The sequence below is a fragment of the Pseudomonas sp. MPB26 genome, assembly GCF_046605355.1.
In the GTDB taxonomy this organism is placed as follows: Bacteria; Pseudomonadota; Gammaproteobacteria; order Pseudomonadales; family Pseudomonadaceae; genus Aquipseudomonas; species Aquipseudomonas cedrina.
Window position 1 is genome coordinate 2,336,483 of sequence record NZ_CP176793.1, and the last position, 16,477, is coordinate 2,352,959.

Annotated in this window: 17 protein-coding genes; 10 read left to right on the forward strand and 7 right to left on the reverse strand. The window is 60.4% G+C overall.

Annotated features, from left to right (window positions below):
• Positions 1-11: 11 nt before the first annotated feature.
• Positions 12-1,439 (reverse strand): coniferyl aldehyde dehydrogenase, encoded by a 1,428-nt coding sequence (locus ACLH0H_RS10740; protein WP_411381978.1) that lies wholly within the window; start codon positions 1,437-1,439, stop codon positions 12-14.
• 146 nt (positions 1,440-1,585) lie between these two features.
• Here ACLH0H_RS10740 and ACLH0H_RS10745 point away from each other — a divergent pair, with 146 nt between their 5' ends.
• Both ACLH0H_RS10745 and ACLH0H_RS10750 read left to right on the forward strand, forming a co-directional pair.
• Complete coding sequence (locus ACLH0H_RS10745; RefSeq protein WP_411381979.1) at positions 1,586-2,257, forward strand: TetR/AcrR family transcriptional regulator; 672 nt, start codon at positions 1,586-1,588, stop codon at positions 2,255-2,257.
• Between the two features lie 34 nt (positions 2,258-2,291).
• On the forward strand, positions 2,292-3,146 hold the full coding sequence (locus tag ACLH0H_RS10750) for a sulfurtransferase (RefSeq protein WP_411381980.1): 855 nt from the start codon (positions 2,292-2,294) through the stop codon (positions 3,144-3,146).
• Positions 3,147-3,261: 115 nt separating this feature from the next.
• On the opposite strand, the gene ACLH0H_RS10755 is transcribed toward ACLH0H_RS10750, so the two are convergent.
• The 4 genes from ACLH0H_RS10755 to ACLH0H_RS10770 form a co-directional block, all read right to left on the reverse strand.
• Entirely contained in the window at positions 3,262-4,257 is a 996-nt protein-coding gene (locus ACLH0H_RS10755) for a hydrolase (RefSeq protein ID WP_411381981.1), read from the reverse strand.
• A gap of 214 nt (positions 4,258-4,471) precedes the next feature.
• Positions 4,472-5,080: a 16S rRNA (guanine(966)-N(2))-methyltransferase RsmD gene (rsmD, locus tag ACLH0H_RS10760; protein ID WP_411381982.1), complete on the reverse strand. Its 609-nt coding sequence runs from the start codon at positions 5,078-5,080 to the stop codon at positions 4,472-4,474.
• Positions 5,080-6,570 (reverse strand): M16 family metallopeptidase, encoded by a 1,491-nt coding sequence (locus tag ACLH0H_RS10765; RefSeq protein ID WP_411381983.1) that lies wholly within the window; start codon positions 6,568-6,570, stop codon positions 5,080-5,082. Before ACLH0H_RS10765 ends, rsmD begins: the two co-directional genes overlap by 1 nt.
• On the reverse strand, positions 6,563-7,918 hold the full coding sequence (locus ACLH0H_RS10770; RefSeq protein WP_411381984.1) for a M16 family metallopeptidase: 1,356 nt from the start codon (positions 7,916-7,918) through the stop codon (positions 6,563-6,565). Before ACLH0H_RS10770 ends, ACLH0H_RS10765 begins: the two co-directional genes overlap by 8 nt.
• Positions 7,919-8,149: 231 nt before the next feature.
• On the opposite strand from ACLH0H_RS10770, the gene ftsY reads away from it, so the two are divergent.
• The 4 genes from ftsY (at position 8,150) to rpoH (ending at position 12,194) form a co-directional block, all read left to right on the forward strand.
• Positions 8,150-9,520, forward strand: coding sequence for a signal recognition particle-docking protein FtsY (ftsY, locus tag ACLH0H_RS10775; protein WP_411381985.1), 1,371 nt, complete (start codon positions 8,150-8,152; stop codon positions 9,518-9,520).
• A complete protein-coding gene (ftsE, locus tag ACLH0H_RS10780; protein WP_003213784.1) occupies positions 9,517-10,188 on the forward strand; it encodes a cell division ATP-binding protein FtsE in 672 nt (223 codons plus the stop codon). Before ftsY ends, ftsE begins: the two co-directional genes overlap by 4 nt.
• The gene (gene ftsX, locus ACLH0H_RS10785; protein ID WP_411381986.1) at positions 10,185-11,210 is read left to right on the forward strand and encodes a permease-like cell division protein FtsX; all 1,026 of its coding nucleotides are present in this window, start codon (positions 10,185-10,187) and stop codon (positions 11,208-11,210) included. The genes ftsE and ftsX overlap by 4 nt, the downstream gene beginning before the upstream one ends.
• Positions 11,211-11,339: 129 nt before the next feature.
• Entirely contained in the window at positions 11,340-12,194 is an 855-nt protein-coding gene (rpoH, locus tag ACLH0H_RS10790) for an RNA polymerase sigma factor RpoH (protein WP_003176698.1), read from the forward strand.
• 193 nt (positions 12,195-12,387) lie between these two features.
• On the opposite strand, the gene mtgA is transcribed toward rpoH, so the two are convergent.
• Entirely contained in the window at positions 12,388-13,110 is a 723-nt protein-coding gene (gene mtgA, locus ACLH0H_RS10795; protein WP_411381987.1) for a monofunctional biosynthetic peptidoglycan transglycosylase, read from the reverse strand.
• Between the two features lie 74 nt (positions 13,111-13,184).
• Between mtgA and ACLH0H_RS10800 the strand changes: the two genes are divergently transcribed.
• The 4 genes from ACLH0H_RS10800 (at position 13,185) to trmB (ending at position 15,412) form a co-directional block, all read left to right on the forward strand.
• Positions 13,185-13,562: a DUF423 domain-containing protein gene (locus ACLH0H_RS10800; RefSeq protein ID WP_307388443.1), complete on the forward strand. Its 378-nt coding sequence runs from the start codon at positions 13,185-13,187 to the stop codon at positions 13,560-13,562.
• 71 nt (positions 13,563-13,633) lie between these two features.
• A complete protein-coding gene (gene thiS, locus ACLH0H_RS10805; protein ID WP_411381988.1) occupies positions 13,634-13,834 on the forward strand; it encodes a sulfur carrier protein ThiS in 201 nt (66 codons plus the stop codon).
• A 48-nt stretch (positions 13,835-13,882) separates the two neighbouring features.
• Positions 13,883-14,677: a thiazole synthase gene (locus ACLH0H_RS10810; RefSeq protein ID WP_307388447.1), complete on the forward strand. Its 795-nt coding sequence runs from the start codon at positions 13,883-13,885 to the stop codon at positions 14,675-14,677.
• Between the two features lie 9 nt (positions 14,678-14,686).
• Positions 14,687-15,412 (forward strand): tRNA (guanosine(46)-N7)-methyltransferase TrmB, encoded by a 726-nt coding sequence (gene trmB / locus ACLH0H_RS10815; protein ID WP_411381989.1) that lies wholly within the window; start codon positions 14,687-14,689, stop codon positions 15,410-15,412.
• A gap of 175 nt (positions 15,413-15,587) precedes the next feature.
• Here trmB and ACLH0H_RS10820 read toward each other — a convergent pair whose 3' ends face one another.
• Complete coding sequence (locus tag ACLH0H_RS10820) at positions 15,588-16,388, reverse strand: pentapeptide repeat-containing protein (RefSeq protein ID WP_411381990.1); 801 nt, start codon at positions 16,386-16,388, stop codon at positions 15,588-15,590.
• Positions 16,389-16,477: the final 89 nt, after the last annotated feature.

Genomic DNA, 16,477 nt, shown 5'->3' on the forward strand with positions numbered 1-16,477 from the left:
TGGTGGCGGTTTCAGCGCACGAACAGTTTCTGGATCAGCTTCTGAATGGATTTTCCGTAGGGCGGGTAGATCAGTTTCGCCGCGTTCAGGCGTTGTTTCACCAGCACGCCCTTGGCTTTGCTGAAAGTGAGGAAACCTTCATGGCCGTGGTAGTGGCCCATGCCCGACGGGCCGATGCCGCCGAATGGCATATCGTCCTGAGCCACGTGTAGCAAGGTGTCGTTCAGGCACACGCCACCGGAATGGGTTTCGTGGAGCACGCGGTTTTGCTCGCCCTTGTTGTAGCCGAAGTAATACAGGGCCAGCGGGCGCGGACGTTGGTTGATGTAGGCAAAAGCCTGGCCGATGCCGCGATAGGGCACGATCGGCAGCACAGGGCCGAAGATTTCGTCCTGCATCACGGTCATGTCGTCGCTGACATTCAGCAACAGGCTGTGAGCCATGCGCCGTGCCTGGCCCTGCTCGTACAGTGGAATCAAGGTGGCGCCTTTGTCGGTGGCGTCCTTGATGTAGGCATTGAGCCGAGCAAGCTGGCGTTCGTTGATGATGGCGGTGTAGTCCGGATTGTCGGCCAGGGTCGGATAAAACCCGCGAACAGCCTTGGAGTATGCCTCGACAAAACCTTCGACACGCTCTTGCGGCACCAGCACGTAGTCCGGTGCCACGCAGGTCTGGCCAGCGTTCAAGGCTTTGCCGAAGGCGATGCGCTCGGCGGCGTCCTTGAGCGGAACATCGGCGGAAACGATGGCGGGCGACTTGCCACCCAATTCCAGGGTGACCGGCGTGAGGTGTTCGGCCGCGGCACGCATCACCTGCTTGCCAATGCTGGTGGCGCCGGTAAACAGCAGGTGGTCGAAGGGCAACCTGGAAAAGGCCATGCCGACGTCGGCTTCACCGAGCACCACGCACACCAGGTCTTGAGGGAAGATCTTCGCCAACAGCGTCTTGAGCAACTCGCCGGTGGCGGGGGTGGATTCGCTGAGCTTGAGCATCACCCGGTTGCCCGCCGCCAGCGCGCCGACCAGCGGGCCAATGGCCAGGTACAGCGGATAATTCCAGGGCACGATCACGCCAACCACGCCCAAGGGCTGGTAGATGACTTTGGCCGAAGCGGGTTGGAAGGCGATGCCTACCGCTCGCCGGGAAGGTTTCATCCAGCCCTTGAGGTGTTTGCCGGCATAGTGAATGCCATGCAGGCTGGGCATGAGTTCAGCGAACAGGGTTTCATCGGCGCTGCGATGGCTGAAGTCCTGGCTGATCGCGTTGATGAGCGCCTGGCGCTCGTCGCTGAGCAAATCGCGCAGGGCCTTGAGCCATTGCTGGCGCTGAGCGGCCGACGGCATCGGGTTAGCGGCGTAGGCGCGACGTTGGGTGTCGAACAGGTCCTGGAGGTGATCCAGCGCCTGGGCATCTTGCAGGTAGGCAACGTTGGCAGACATGGCGGCGTTCCCGATTGTTATAGGTCTGCCTGGATTTTTAGAGTCATTACTCTAATTTGTCAAATGTCATTACATTTGCCTGCGGATTTATCCCTACCGGAATAGGCCGTAAGATGTTCCATCACGTGTACAGAAGCTGATCCCCTATGGCACCACGAGTAAAGACCAGCGAGCGCATTGTGCAAACCAGCCTGGAGCTGTTTAACCAGCAGGGCGAGCGCAGCGTGAGCACCAACCACATTGCCGCCCACATGGAAATTTCGCCGGGCAACCTGTACTACCACTTTCCCAACAAGCAGGCGATCATCGCCGTGCTGTTTCGCGAATACGAAGTCCTGGTGGACACCTTCCTGCGCCCGCCCCAGGGCCGCGCGGTCACCGTCGAAGACAAACGCTTCTACCTGCAAGCCGTGCTGGCCGGCATGTGGCGCTACCGCTTCCTGCACCGCGACCTTGAACATCTGCTGGAAAGCGACCCGGAGCTGGCCACCGGCTATCGGCGATTTTCCCAGCGCTGCCTGATCCAGGGTGGCGCTATCTACAAAGGGTTCGTGGATGCGGGCATTCTCGATATGGACCCGGTGCAAACCGAGGCCTTGACCCTCAATGCCTGGATTATTCTCACCTCCTGGGTACGGTTCTTGTGCACCACCAATGAAAACTCCACGCATTTGAGCGCCGAGGCGATCAAGCGCGGGGTCTACCAGGTGCTGGTGCTGGAGGCCGGGTTTGTCACGCCCCAGGCCAAAGAAGCGGTGGACGCATTGTTCAAAGAATTTTACGTGCCGTTGAATCAGGCACTGGATGAAGTGAAGTAGGACCTTTCCCCGAATCTGTTCATAGGAGTCCGTCATGCCGCTTGCCCAACTGATCAGCCCCCAGCAACTGGCCGAACGCCAGAAGGCGGGCGGGGTGGTGATCCTGGATTGCCGTTTTGCCCTGAAAGACCCGGATTATGGGCGCTGCAGCTATGCCGAAGGGCATATCGAGGGCGCGCAGTACGCTGATCTTGAGCGCCACCTCAGTGGGCCGGTGATCAAGGGCGTGACCGGGCGCCATCCGTTGCCGGCGGCGGATACGTTGGTTGGGCAGTTGCGGGTCTGGGGCATCAGCGCCGACACCGAGGTGGTGCTGTATGACGACGGCCCTGGCGCTTATGCCGCCAGGGCCTGGTGGTTGCTGGCCTGGCTGGGCAAGCGTGATGGCGTGTTTATTCTCGATGGTGGGCTCAAGGCCTGGCATGCCGCGGGCTTCCCGTTGAGCCTGGATGCGCCGGTCGTTGAGCCAGGGACCTTCGCCGGTACGCCGGACAATCGCCTGCTTCTGGACGCCGGACACCTGCAAAAACGCCTGGGCCAGCCGGGATTGACGCTGATCGATGCACGCGCCCAGCCGCGTTTTCGCGGCGAAGTGGAGCCCATCGACCCGATTGCCGGGCATATCCCCGGTGCGCAATGTGCGGCGTTCAGTGAAAACCTGGGCAGTGACGGCCGCTTTCTGCCGGCAGAGCAGCTCAAGCAGCGCTTCGCCGCCCAATTGCAGGGCCGCTCGGCGGAGGAATTGGTGGCCTATTGCGGTTCGGGGGTGACGGCATGCCACAACTTGTTCGCCCTGAGTTTGGCGGGGTATCCGTTGGGCAAGTTGTATGCGGGGTCGTGGAGTGAGTGGATTAATGATCCAACGCGGGCGATTGCGACTGGCGACTGAAATATCGGACTGAAAACCCAATCAAAATGTGGGAGCTGGCTTGCCTGCGATAGCATCACCTCGGTATCACTGATACACCGAGGTGTCTGCATCGCAGGCAGGCCAGCTCCCACGGTTAACCGTGTTGTGCCAGTAACCACTGCGGAATGCGGCGCTCGAGGTAGTAAGTCGGGCGCTTGATTGACCCGTCGACAAAGCCCACATGCCCACCCTTGGCCAGCAGCTCAAACTCAGTGCTCTGCGACAGCTCACTCGCCTCAGGCAGGCTATGAGCAAACACAAACGGATCATCAGCCGCGTGGATGATCAGCGTCGGCGTGCGGATACCACTCAGGTAATAGCGGCTCGACGCGCGGCGGTAGTAGTCCTCGGCACTCAAGAAACCATGCAGTGGCGCAGTCACCCGGCCATCAAAATCCCAGAATGTACGCATCTTCTCCAGCGAGCCCAAGGCTTCCAGGGTTTTAAGCCCGTCTGCCTGGCCATCCTGTAGAAACCGGCTTTGCTTGACCCGGATGTACGCCAGCATTTCACGCATGAAGTGTTTCTGATAAATGCGCGAGAAGCCCAGGCCGATGCGGTCCGCGCACTGGTCCAGGCGAAACGGCACCGACACCGCCGCCGCGCCTTGCAGCCCCGAGGTCTCGCCGGTTTCGCCCAAATGCTTGAGCAGCACATTGCCGCCCAGCGAATAGCCCACCGCATACAGCGGCGCCAACGGTCGCTTGGCCCGCAGATGGGCAATCGCAGCCGCCAGGTCTTCACTGGCGCCGGAGTGGTAACTGCGAGCCAGCAGGTTCGGCTCCCCCGAACACCCGCGCCAGTTGAGCGCCGCGCTCGCCCAGCCTTGAGTGGCGAGGGCTTTTTGCAGGCCGGCTACATAGGGCGAGTTGGATGATCCGGTCAGCCCGTGCAGTACCAGCACCAAAGGCGCATGCGCGTCGTGGGGGCCGTGCCAATCGAGGTCGAGGAAGTCGCCGTCTTCCAGCCACAGGCGTTCGCGTTGGCGTTCGATATGCGTGGTGGGTCGCCACAACGGCCCCCACAGGGTTTGCAGGTGGGGGTTGCCGAGGCCGAAGGCGGGGGTGAACAGGTCGACGGAAGGCTTCATGAGACTCTCTGCGGCGGCGCATTTATTAACTGTTGCGAGCGGGGTTGTTGTGGCGAGCGGGCTTGCCCCGCGTTGGGCTGCGCAGCAGCCCCAAAACCGGCAAAGGTGTTCTAACTGATTAAACGCGGTGTTCTTGATGGGGCTGCTGCGCAGCCCAACGCGGGGCAAGCCCGCTCGCCACAACACGCCCGCTCACCGACAACACGCAAAGAGGTCAGGCGATGTTTCGGTGCCACAGCGCGTAATACACCCGCCCGGACTTCTGCTCCCGATGCAGGCGCCATGCGCCCGGCAAGCCCAGCGTAGACGGTGCCGTCTCGCTTTCAGTGTAGATCCATGCATCCTGCGCCAGCCATTGGCGCTCTTCCAGCAGCGTGCAAACGGCGGGCAGCAGGTTCTGGTTGAACGGCGGGTCAAGGAACACCACGTCGTACTCGCTGGCCGCCTGGGTTTCCAGGTAGCGCAGCGCGTCGGCGGTTTGCACCTGGCCGTTGGTGCAACGCAAGGTGCCCAGGTGTTCCTTGAGGCTTGAGACGGCGACATTGCTCGCATCCAGCGCCTGGGCCTGGGACGCGCCACGGGACAGCGCCTCCAGGAACAAAGCGCCGCTGCCGGCGAACGGGTCCAGCACCTTGGCGCCGGCGATGTACGGCGCCAGCCAGTTGAACAGGGTTTCGCGCACGCGGTCTGGCGTCGGGCGCAGGCCTACGACGTCGGGGAAGCTCAGCTTGCGGCTGCCCCATTCGCCGCCAATGATGCGCAGTTGGCCCACACCGTTATGCACGTTGTGGACAGGTTTTTTCGGGCGAGATGAACTGGCCATTAATGCTCCGGAACCCCGAGCGGCTGCTCGGCGGGTTTATCAGTGGGGGGCGGTAGTGGCTTTTGCGCAATCGTCGGGCCGGCGGTCACGATGACCATTTTGTCGGCGCTCAGGTGTTTATTCATTGCCGCCTTGACCTGCTCTACGGTCAGCGCCTGGGATTGTTTCATGAAATCTTCCAGATAGCTCAGCGGCAGGTTGTAGAAACCCATCGCGCCCAGTTGCCCGACGATATCGGCGTTGCTGGCGGTAGACAGCGGGAAGCTGCCGGCCAGCTCGCGCTTGGCGTCGTCCAGTTCCTTCTGCGTCGGGCCGGTCTTGAGGTAGTCGGCCACGACGTCCTCGACCAGGCGCAGAGTGCCGCCGCTCATTTCGGCGCGGGTCTGCAGATTGATCATGAACGGGCCGCGCACCTGCATCGGCGAAAACCCGGAGTACACGCCGTAGGTCAGGCCGCGTTTTTCGCGCACTTCGCTCATCAGGCGGGTGCCGAAACCGCCGCCGCCGAGGATCTGGTTGCCCAGGGACAAGGCTGCGTAGTCCGGGTCGGCGCGGTCGATACCCAGTTGTGCGAACAACAGGTGCGTCTGCTTGGACGGGAACTCGATATGGCTCAGGCCAGCCTTGGGCTCCGTCGGCTGGGCGATCTTCGCCAGGGCCGGGCCCTTGGGCAACGAGGCGGAGACCTTAGCGGTCATGGCCTCGGCCTCGGCACGGGTCAGGTCGCCCACCACGGCAATCACCGCGTTGCCCGCGGCATAGGCCTTGGCGTGGAACGCCTGCAACTGTGCCAGGGTAATCTTCGGAACGCTCTGCGGCGTGCCTTCGCTCGGGTGCGCGTAGGGGTGGTCACCGTACAGGCGCTTGAATAACTCAAGGTTCGCCAGCTTGGCGGGGTTCTGCTTCTGGTACTCGAAGCCGGCCAGGATCTGGTTCTTGATCCTTGCCAGGGAGTCGGCGGGGAAGGTCGGCTTGCCGATCACCTGATCGAACAGCTCCAGGGCGGCGTTGCGTTTATCGCTGTCGCTGAGGCTGCGCAAGGAAACCAACGCCATGTCGCGGTAAGCGCCGTTGCCAAAGTCCGCGCCCAGGCCCTCGAAGCCACTGGCGATCTGGCTGACGTCCTTGCCCGGCACGCCTTCGTTGAGCATGGCGTTGGTCATCAACGCCAGGCCCGGTACGTTGCCGTCCTGGCTGCTGCCGGCGGCGAACAGGATGCGCACGTCAAACATCGGCAACTCATGGGCTTCGACGAACAACACCTTGGCGCCTTCGGCAGTGGTCCAGGTTTGTACGTCGAGCTTGCGGTTGGTCGGCGCCTTGCCGTCCAGCTCCGCCAGGGACTGCAACGTGTTGCTCGACTCGGCTTTTTCCAGCGCCGTACTGGCCATTGATTCGCTCGGGCGCAACAAATACACGGCACTGGCAGCGATCAAGGTGACAACGATCAGGCCCGGGAAGATCAGGCGGCTGCTTTTGCGATCACTCATGAGCGGTCTCCTGAGGCAATACATGGGCGACGCTGAGACGTTCGCGGGTGAAATAGGTGCGTGCGGCTTTCTGGATATCTTCCGGGGTCACGCTTTGCAGGTCGGCCAACTCAGAATCCATCAGCTTCCAGGACAGGCCGACGGTTTCCAGCGAGCCGATGGCCGTGGCCTGGCTGGTGATGGAATCACGCTGGTAGACCAGGCCGGCAATGACCTGGGCGCGGATGCGTTCCAGTTCTTCGGCGGTCGGCGGCTTGGCTTTCAACTCATCCAGCAGGCGCCACAGGCCGGCTTCGGCCTGGGCGACAGTTTTCTTCTTCTGCTGGTTGGGGGTGGCGGTGAGCATGAACAGCGTATCGCCACGGGTGTAGGCGTCGTAGTTGGTCGAGGCGGCGGAGACCAGCTCTTCACCGCGCTCCAGTTGCTCGGAGATACGCGCGCTGTAGCCGCCGTCCAACAAGGCCGAGATCAGGCGCAGGGCCTGCACCGAGCGTTTGTCTTCGGCGGTGGCCAGGCCCGGTACGTTAAAGCCCAGGATCACGCTCGGCAGTTGGGTCTGCACATGCATCGTCAGCTGGCGCTGGCCGGGTTCGGCCAGCTCCATCGGGATCTTGGCCGGCGGTACGTCACGCTTGGGGATCGGGCCAAAGTAGCGCTGAGCCAGGTTTTTCACCTCGTCCGGGGTGACGTCGCCCACCACCACCAGGGTGGCGTTGTTCGGCACGTACCAGGATTGGTACCAATGGCGCAGCTCTTCGACTTTCATGCGGTCCAGGTCGGCCATCCAGCCGATGGTCGGCGTGTGATAGCCGCTGGCCGGGAAGGCCATGGCCTTGAAGCGCTCATAGGCCTTGGACATCGGGTTATCGTCGGTGCGCAGGCGGCGCTCTTCCTTGATCACCTCGATCTCGCGGCTGAACTCGTCGGCCGGCAGGCGCAGGCTGGCCATGCGGTCGGCTTCCAGCTCGAAGGCCACGCCCAGGCGGTCGCGGGCCAGCACCTGATAATAGGCGGTGTAGTCGTCGCTGGTGAATGCGTTTTCTTCGGCACCCAGATCGCGCAGGATCAGCGAGGCTTCGCCTGGGCCAACCTTGGCACTGCCCTTGAACATCATGTGTTCCAGAGCGTGGGATAAACCGGTCTGGCCCGGGGTTTCGTAGCTCGAACCGACCTTGTACCAGACCTGGGACACCACCACCGGCGCGCGATGGTCTTCGCGCACGACGACCTTGAGGCCGTTGTCGAGGATAAATTCATGGGTGGGTTGTGGGTCGGCAGCCAAAGCTGAAAGGGGCAGACAAACTGTGCTGAGCAGCAGGCCTGCGGCGCGGCGGGCTAGAGCATTCATTCGTTTTTTAACCTGTTGGGCTGCCCGCTTGATCTTAGCGTCGGCGGGCGAGGAGGTGCTAGGATACTGGTCCGACTTAAGGACGGCCACTGCGGCGGTCTTGTTGAGGCCCTATTTTGGCCTTCAAAATGTTGCGCATGAACGAGCTGGCTAGAAAACAGTCTGTTACGCATCGAATTTTATTTACCGAAGCGCCCCTCGGCGCGTCGCTACCTTGAGATAGCCGTCTCCATGTTTGGTTCCAACGACGACAAGAAGACCCCAGCTGCGGCTGGCGAGAAAAAAGGCCTGTTCGGATGGCTGCGCAAAAAGCCGCAGGAAACCGTCGACGAACAGTCGCAGGTTCAGCCCGAGCCGCCTGTTGAACCTGTTGCGGCAGAGCCCGTAATCGAAGCCGAACCGGTAGCCGAAACCCCGGCACCGGTGGTGTTGCCAATGGCCGAACCGGTATTGCAGCCGCTCGTCGAGGCAGCTCCCGAGCCGGAGCCAGAGCACCAGCCGTGGCCGGAACTGCCGGTGGCTGACGAGCCTGTCGCCTTCGTTGAAGACCCGCAGGCCGAACAGGTGGCGCCGCCGATTCCCGCAGCGGTCGAGCCGGTCGATGTTGTTGTCGAGCCAGCCGCTCCCGCCGTCATCGAGCCCGAACCTGTCGCTGCGGCTGCCGAAACCAGCAAAACCGGCTTCTTCGCCCGCCTCAAGCAAGGCCTGAGCAAGACCAGCGCCAGTATCGGCGAAGGCATGGCCAGCCTGTTCCTGGGCAAGAAAGTCATCGATGACGAATTGCTGGAAGACATCGAAACCCGCCTGCTTACCGCCGACGTGGGCGTCGAAGCCACCGCCGTGATCATCCAGAGCCTCACCCAGAAGGTTGCGCGCAAGCAACTGACCGACGCCGATGCCCTGTACAAATCCCTGCAGGCCGAGCTGGCCGCCATGCTCAAGCCGGTCGAAGCGCCGCTGGTGATCACCCCGAACAAGCCGTTCGTGATCCTGGTGGTCGGCGTCAACGGCGCCGGCAAAACCACCACCATTGGCAAGCTGGCCAAGAAGCTGCAGTCCGAAGGCAAAAAAGTCATGCTGGCCGCTGGCGACACCTTCCGGGCCGCAGCGGTCGAGCAGTTGCAGGTCTGGGGCGAGCGCAACAAGATTCCGGTCATCGCCCAGCACACCGGCGCGGATTCCGCCTCGGTGATCTTCGATGCAGTGCAAGCCGCCAAGGCGCGCAACATCGACGTGCTGATCGCTGATACCGCCGGTCGCCTGCATACCAAAGACAACCTGATGGAAGAGCTGAAGAAAGTGCGCCGCGTGATCGGCAAGCTCGACGCCGATGCCCCGCACGAAGTGCTGCTGGTGCTGGATGCCGGCACCGGTCAGAACGCCATCAGCCAGGCCAAGCAATTCAACCAGACGGTACAGCTGACCGGCCTGGCGTTGACCAAGCTCGACGGCACGGCCAAGGGCGGTGTGATCTTCGCCCTGGCGAAACAGTTCGGGTTGCCAATTCGTTATATCGGTGTCGGCGAAGGCATCGACGACCTGCGCACCTTTGAAGCCGAACCCTTTGTACAGGCACTGTTTGCCGAGCGGGAGCGTTCATGATTCGATTCGAACAGGTCGGTAAGCGCTACGCCAACGGGCATGTGGGCTTGCATGAGCTGAGCTTTCGCGTGCGTCGCGGCGAATTCTTGTTTGTCACCGGTCACTCCGGCGCCGGCAAAAGTACCCTGTTGCGCCTGTTGCTGGCCATGGAACGCCCGACCACTGGCAAATTGCTGCTGGCGGGCCAGGACCTGGCCACCATCAGCAATGCGCAGATTCCGTTCCTGCGCCGGCAGATCGGCGTGGTGTTCCAGAATCACCAGTTGCTGTTCGATCGCACGGTGTTCAACAACATTGCGTTGCCATTGCAGATTCTCGGGTTGTCCAAGGCCGAGATCGTCAAGCGAGTGGACTCGGCCCTGGAGCGCGTGGCGCTGTCGGACAAAACCGACCTCTACCCCGGCGACCTCTCCACCGGCCAGCAACAGCGCGTCGGCATTGCCCGCGCTATCGTCCACCGCCCGGCGCTGCTGCTGGCGGACGAACCCACCGGCAACCTCGACCCGCGCCTGGCCGCCGAGATCATGGGCGTATTCGAAGACATCAACCGCTTGGGCACCAGCGTGCTGATCGCCAGTCACGACCTGGCGCTGATCGCGCGCATGCGCCATCGCATGCTGACCCTGCAACGCGGCCGCCTGATCGGTGACGGGGAGGCCGGCGTATGAGTGCCACACGCAGCCCTAAAGTCTCCGAACGCGTGGCGCCGAAACCGGCCGATCCGCAACCGAAGAAGAAAAAACACGATCACGATGACGACGGCCCGGATTTCAGCACCTTGCTGCGCGCCTGGATCGAAAGCCATCGCGCCAGCCTGCTCGACAGCCTGCGCCGCCTGGGCAAGCAACCGATCGGCAGCTTTTTTACCTGCCTGGTGATGGCGGTGGCCTTGAGCCTGCCGATGGGCTTGTCGCTTTTACTCAATAATGTCGAGCGCCTGGGCGGTTCCTGGCAGCGCGCGGCGCAGATTTCGCTGTACCTGAACCTGGATGCCAGCATCCAGCAAGGCGAAGCGCTGCGCGACGACATCAAGAACATGCCGGGCGTGGCGGATGCCGAGTACGTCAGTCGCGACCAGGCCCTTGAGGAGTTCCAGCAACAGTCCGGCCTGGGCGAGGCACTTAAGGAGCTGCCGCAGAACCCGCTGCCGGGTGTGGTGCTGGTGACGCCGAACGAAGTCGACAAGACCGCCCTGGAAGCCCTGCGACAAAAACTCGCAGCGCTGCCCAAGGTGCAACAAGCCCAACTTGATCTAGTCTGGGTAGAGCGCCTGGCGGCGATCCTCAAGCTGGGCGACCGCTTTGTGTTCGGTTTGACGGTGCTGTTGGTGTCTGCATTACTTTTGGTGATAGGTAATACCATTCGTCTTCATATTGAAAACCGTCGCACCGAGATAGAAGTGATTAAACTGGTCGGCGGCACAGACAGCTATGTGCGTCGTCCTTTTCTGTACATGGGCGCGCTTTATGGCTTCGGTGCCGGGGTTTTGTCCTGGGGCGTGCTGGCGTTTGGCCTTAATTGGCTGAACGACGCAGTGGTCGGGCTTGCCGGGCTCTACGGCAGCGATTTCGCGTTGGCCGGCGTGCCGGTCGCCGATGGTTTGAGCCTCTTGCTTGGCGCGGTATTGTTGGGGTATATCGGTGCCTGGATTGCGGTCGCACGGCATTTGCGTGAGCTTGCGCCGAAGTAATTAATGTCAGATTAATGTGGTTTTGTTTGTATTGGCCGTATTGGCGGTATAGGGAACTTGTCCTACGGTTCCCGGTCAATTTTCGCAGTGCTGAACTGCACGAGTTATGTGAGTCGGAGGTTTTTTCGTATGACCACTTCTTTGCAACCTGCTTATGCCCTGGTGCCGGGTGCGAACCTGGAAGCCTATGTGCACACGGTCAACAGCATTCCATTGCTGACGCCCGAGCAGGAGCGTGAACTGGCCGAGAGTCTCTACTATGAGCAGGATTTGGGGGCGGCTCGGCAGATGGTGCTCGCCCACCTGCGTTTTGTCGTACATATCGCCCGTAGCTATAGCGGCTACGGCCTGGCCCAGGCTGACCTGATCCAGGAAGGCAACGTCGGCCTGATGAAGGCTGTGAAACGTTTCAACCCTGAGATGGGTGTGCGCCTGGTGTCGTTTGCCGTGCATTGGATCAAGGCGGAAATCCACGAGTTCATCCTGCGCAACTGGCGCATCGTGAAAGTGGCGACCACCAAGGCCCAGCGCAAGTTGTTCTTCAACCTGCGCAGCCAGAAAAAACGCCTGGCGTGGCTGAACAACGAGGAAGTCCACCGCGTGGCCGAGAGCCTCGGCGTGGAGCCCCGTGAAGTGCGCGAGATGGAAAGCCGCCTGACCGGCCATGACATGGCCTTCGACCCGGCCGCCGAAGCGGACGACGACAGCGCCTTCCAATCGCCGGCCAACTACTTGGAAGACCACCGGTACGACCCGGCTCGTCAACTGGAAGACGCCGACTGGAGCGACAACTCCAATCACAACCTGCACGAAGCGCTGGAAGTACTGGACGACCGCAGCCGTGACATCCTCTACCAGCGCTGGCTGGCGGAAGAAAAAGCCACGCTGCACGACCTGGCACAAAAGTACAACGTGTCGGCCGAGCGGATTCGTCAGCTTGAGAAAAGCGCGATGAACAAGTTGAAATTGTCGATCGCTGCTTAAAACACAGCGAAGAGACAAAAAAATGCCCCGATCGAAAGATCGGGGCATTTTTTGTCTGTGCTCAGAAAATCTCAAGCCCTACGCGGTTCCTGTGGGAGCTGGCTTGCCTGCGATGACGTCGTGTCAGCCAGGCATCTGCTGACTGACCCACCGCTATCGCAGGCAAGCCAGCTCCCACAGGAACCTCGTTGTGTCAGTCGGCCCAGGGTGCCTTGCGGGCATTGTTCAGCTCCAGCAGGTAGCCATCGCCGCCGAGCTGACTCATCTGCTGGCGAATCCAAGCCGCGCGCCGCGCCACATAGGCCGTAGGATGGCTGGCACTCCACACCCTTGGGTTGGGCAACACGGCGGCCAGATAACTGGCCTGCTGCCGCGAAAGCCCCTTGGCACTCACCCCAAAGTGATGCCGGGCCGCGGCCTCTGCGCCAAACACCCCGTCATCCCACTCGACGCTGTTGAGATACACCTCAAGAATCCGCTGCTTGGGCCATAATACCTCGATCAACCCGGTGAACCAGGCCTCGAGGCCCTTGCGCAGATAACTGCGGCCGGCCCACAGGAACAGGTTCTTCGACACCTGCTGGCTCAACGTACTGGCGCCGCGAATCGAGCCGCCGCGCTCGTTGTGCAGGATCGCCGCCTGGATCGCGCCGAAGTCAAAGCCCCAATGCTGCGGGAAGCGCTGGTCTTCACCGGCCATCACCGCCAGTTTGAGGTCATCGGAAATCTCGTCCCAGGACACCCAGTCGCGCTGCAGGTCTATGGGTTCGCCGTCAAACCAGGATTCGACCTTGCGCTCCACCATCAGCGCGGTGAAAGGCGGCGGGACGACGCGAAACAGCAGCACCAGCAGCATACTGCCAATGGCAAACCATTTCAGGACATTGAGAAAGCGTTTGAAGAGGAGACGCAGCATAGAGATGGCTTGGCCGAACCCGTTGAGCGGGCCATTATACAGACCCTGTCCCATGAGTCTGACCGGAGTTCCTCATGCTGCGTAGCTTTCTGATGCTGGCTGCCTTTTTTGGCTTTACCGGTGTCGCCCTTGGCGCTTTCGCCGCCCACGGCTTGAAAAACCGCCTGAGCGCCGAGTACCTGGCGATCTTCCACACCGGTGTGACTTACCAACTGGTGCATACCCTGGCGCTGTTTGGCGTGGCGTTGCTGGCGGCGCATATTCCCGGTCGCCTGGTGACCTGGGCAGGTATATCGTTTGCGGTCGGTATCCTGTTGTTCTCCGGCAGCTTGTACGTGTTGACCCTGACCGGGATCAGCAAGCTCGGGATCATCACGCCGTTTGGCGGGCTGGCATTCCTGCTCGGCTGGTTCTTCCTCGGCCTGGCGGCATGGCGCCTGCAGGCTGCCTGACCAAGGGGCTTGGGTCATCAACCGTGATCAAGCTAGAATGCTGGCCCCTAAAAACGATGGCGGCCCGTGGCATGCGCATTCAGTTGAACGGCGAACCCCTTGAACTGCCCGACGGTGAAACCGTTGCGGCCCTGCTGACCCGCCTGGATTTGACCGGGCGTCGCGTCGCAGTGGAGCTCAACCTGGAGATCGTCCCGCGCAGCCAGCACGAAGGCACCGCGCTCAGCGACGGTGACCAGGTCGAAGTGGTCCACGCCATCGGCGGCGGCTAGTCGCCTGCCCGAATTCTGCAGAACCTCACCCCAATTCGAGGATTTCCCATGAGCATCGTTCGTAGCGACAAGCCCTTCGTCCTGGCCGGTCGTACCTACCAGTCCCGTCTGCTGGTCGGCACCGGCAAATACCGCGACATGGAAGAAACCCGTCTGGCCATCGAAGCCTCGGGCGCCGAGATCGTCACCTTCGCCGTGCGCCGCACCAACCTCGGCCAGATCGAGGGCGAGCCCAACCTGCTTGAGGTGCTTTCGCCGGACCGTTACACCTTCCTGCCCAATACCGCCGGTTGCTACGACGCCATCGAAGCCGTGCGCACCTGCCGCCTGGCCCGTGAATTGCTCGACGGCCACAACCTGGTAAAGCTGGAAGTGCTGGCCGACCAGAAAACCCTGTTCCCCAACGTGATCGAAACCCTCAAGGCCGCCGAAACCCTGGTCAAGGAAGGCTTTGAGGTAATGGTCTATACCAGCGATGACCCGATCATCGCGCGCCAACTGGCGGAAATCGGCTGCATCGCGGTGATGCCGTTGGCCGGTCTGATCGGTTCCGGCCTGGGCATCTGCAATCCGTACAACCTGCAGATCATCCTCGAAGAAGCCAAGATCCCGGTGCTGGTGGATGCGGGCGTAGGCACTGCCTCCGACGCCACAATCGCCATGGAACTGGGCTGCGACGCGGTGCTGATGAACTCGGCCATCGCCCATGCCCAGCAACCGATCATGATGGCCGAAGCCATGCAACACGCCATCGTCGCGGGCCGTCTGGCCTACCTCGCCGGGCGCATGCCGAAAAAACTCTACGCCAGCGCCTCTTCGCCGCTGGATGGTCTGATCAAGTAAGAGCCATTGATGACTGAATCAAACGAAACGCCGAACACCCTGGAAGCAGGCGACGAGTCCAAGCATCGCCGCATCAAGAGCTTTGTGATGCGCGCCGGTCGCATGACCGAAGGCCAGCAAAAGGGCCTGGAGCAAGGCACGCCGCTGTTCGTGCTGCCCCTGGCCGACGCGCCGGTGGACTACGATCAGGTCTTTGGCCGTTCGGCCCCGCGTTCCCTGGAAATCGGTTTCGGCATGGGCCACTCTCTGTTGGAAATGGCCGCCGCTTCGCCGGACCAGGACTTCATCGGTGTGGAAGTGCACCGCCCCGGTGTCGGCGCGCTGCTCAATGGCGTGCTGACCCAGGGCCTGACCAACCTGCGGGTTTATGACTGCGACGCGATCGAAGTGCTCAACCGCTGCATCGCCGACAACAGCCTCGACCGCCTGATGCTGTTCTTCCCCGACCCCTGGCACAAGGCCCGCCATCACAAACGCCGGATCGTCCAGGCCTCCTTTGCCGAACTGGTGCGCAGCAAGCTCAAGGTGGGTGGCATCCTGCACATGGCCACCGACTGGGAACCGTACGCCGAATACATGCTGGAAGTGATGAACGTCGCCCCTGGCTACCGCAACCTGGCCGAAGACGGCAAATGCGTGCCGCGCCCGGCCGAGCGCCCGATCACCAAGTTCGAACGCCGCGGCGAGCGGTTGGGGCATGGGGTTTGGGATTTGAAGTTCGAAAAACAAAAATAAATTGCAACTTTCGTCATGGCTAAGTAGTATCAGAGCCCAACGAGCTGGTTGCTGATAACGGGGTTAATTCTCCGGGGCGGTACGCAACGCGAAGGCGTTGTTACTCCGTTAACTATCGTTTTTCGATTCGGTAGGAAGAGAGGTTCGATTCCCTCCTCGTTAAAATTACTTAGCTTTAAGCACCTATCTGTATATGGTCGGTGCTTTTTGCTGTGGCCAGCATTCTTTGTGTGAGATTTTTTGCGCCTTTGAAATTGGCAGAACGCAGATCTGCGTTTGTAAAATTCACTCCTTTGCAATCAACGCCCTTAAAAATTGCGCTTCGCAAATTTGCATTGCTAAAGTCTACACGTTCTATTTTGCATCCTGAAAAATCCACACCCGATAAGTTTGCAGCGCAGAATTTTGATCTGTTCAAAGTTACGTTTTTTAAAGTTACATGATGAAATTTTGCGTTAATAAAATTTGTGGCGTCACATTGGCAATTTGTTAGCTCTACGTTTGATAGCTTGGCGTTTGCGAAATTTATTGCGATCATGTTTGTATCTTTTAGTTTTATATTCTCTATTTGCATGTCTTGTAAATTTGCTTCAAAACACGGGAAGTCGTTTGCCTCTAATGCTATTAGTCTCTTGATTGTACTAAGCGTTCTATGTGGGCAGTCGGAACCTTTATAAAACCTTAGGTCGGCCAACGTTTCTTTATGTCTTGTGATCGCGGCGGATCGCTCGGAGTTTTCTTTGGCGATTTTTTCCCGTTGCTCTGTTCTTCGTTCGAACCAAAACAAGACGATACCAACTAGGAATAAATCTATAACGGTTCCGTGCGCACCGACCAAGATATTCTCGAAGAAACTTCTAGTATATAGACCCCATGTCGTATTGGGGAGTATTAAGCTTGAGAGGCTGGGCCAGAGGCCAGTTGCTAAAATTATAATTGCTGAAAAAATAATTAAAACTATTATCGGTGTGCGCATTGTGACGTCCGTGTCCATATGTTTTTTCATAAGTTGAGCATCTGACCAAGAAGGTCTGAAACCCTGAGATTTTAGATCAAAGTATTTCG